This is a genomic window from Alcanivorax sp. HI0044 (assembly GCF_001634945.1).
In genome coordinates this window covers 1-1,321 of sequence record NZ_LWEZ01001403.1, presented here as the reverse complement: position 1 = coordinate 1,321, position 1,321 = coordinate 1, and the positions used below count along the sequence as shown (strand labels likewise).

Annotated in this window: 3 protein-coding genes; all 3 read left to right on the top strand. The window is 55.9% G+C overall.

Going from position 1 to position 1,321, the window contains the following annotated elements; translation table 11 throughout:
• Nucleotides 1–676 (top strand): histone deacetylase (locus A3730_RS20680; protein ID WP_063538819.1); only part of this gene is annotated, 676 nt, incomplete at its 5' end.
• A gap of 95 nt (nt 677–771) precedes the next feature.
• The gene (locus tag A3730_RS20675; RefSeq protein WP_063520080.1) at nt 772–1,155 is read left to right on the top strand and encodes a sirohydrochlorin chelatase; all 384 of its coding nucleotides are present in this window, start codon (nt 772–774) and stop codon (nt 1,153–1,155) included.
• Between the two features lie 16 nt (nt 1,156–1,171).
• The coding region (locus A3730_RS29890) for a sigma factor (RefSeq protein WP_304439518.1) at nt 1,172–1,321 on the top strand (150 nt) is incomplete at its 3' end.

Here is a 1,321-nt window from a genome sequence, read left to right as displayed (position 1 = left end):
GGTGAACGGGACGCTGGATGCCAGGGCGCTACGGCGCATGGGGTTGCCGTGGAGCGAAGCCTTGATGACGGCGCAGCTGGCACTGCAGCACGGTATCGCCTGTCATCTGGCCGGCGGCACCCATCACGCCCACTACGATTTCGGTTCCGGTTTCTGCATCTTCAATGATCAGGCGTTTGCGGTGCGCCAGTTACTGAACCGGGGCGTGGTGAAAAAAGCCCTGATGTTTGATTGCGATGTGCATCAGGGCGATGGCACTGCAGCCATGCTGACAGATGAGCCTCGGGCGTTTACCTGCTCCATTCATTGCGAGAAAAACTTTCCGGTGCGCAAGATGAAAAGCGATCTGGATGTGGGGTTGCCGCTGGGTATGACGGATCAGGACTATCTGGATACGGTGTTTGAGACGCTGGATCGATTACTGGATTCAGTGCAGCCGGATCTGGTTTTTTATGACGCCGGCGTGGATATCTTTCAGCACGATCCGTTGGGGCGCCTGCATATTTCCGAGCAGGGTATCGCCGATCGCGACCGGGGCGTCCTTGCCCGTTGTCGTCAGCGTAACGTTCCTGTGGCCACGGTGATCGGGGGCGGCTACGATGATGATCGTGACGCACTGGCGCAGCGCCATGCAATCGTCATAGAGCAAGCCTTTGAGTTAAAAGTTGAAAGTTAAAAGTTCAAACGTGGTCAGGGCCGGTGGTATGAATTACGTTTTGTGTCGCTTTTAACTTTCCACTTTTAACTTTCAACTGCTCCGAAGGAGCTCTCATGTCCAAAGCCCTGTTGATCATGGCCCATGGCAGCCGCAGTGAAACGGCCAACGACGAGTTTCGTGCGCTGGTGGACACCGTGGCGGAATCTGCCCACGCCGCCGGGCAGGAATACGTGGCCGTATTGCCCTGTTTTCTCGAGTTGGCGACTCCCTCTTTGATTGAAGCGATTCAACAGCTGGAACATCAGCCGGTGAAAACCGTGCAGCTTTACCCGTTGTTCTTCAACAAGGGGAAACACGTGGGCAAGGATATTCCGGCACAAATTGAAGAGGCCCGCGAGCGTTTTCCTGATCTGGATATCGAATTGATGCACTATTTTGGCAGTGCCGCCGGGCTCGCACCGCTGGTGGTGCAACATCTTCAGGAACAGGAAAACTGACCCGGACCCGGCTGTCATGGATGACATGGAAACCACGCTTCAACGGATTTTTGCCAGCGAGTACCGCCGGGTACTGGCGACACTGATTCGTCTGCTGGGGGATTTCGACCTGGCAGAAGATGCCTTGCAGGAAGCGTTTGTCGCCGCCCTGAGGCAATGGCCGGAA

Bases quoted from the DNA above. Each gene is read 5' to 3' on its own strand.
- A3730_RS20675 (WP_063520080.1), top strand. From the start codon at position 772: ATGTCCAAAGCCCTGTTGATCATGGCCCATGGCAGCCGCAGTGAAACG.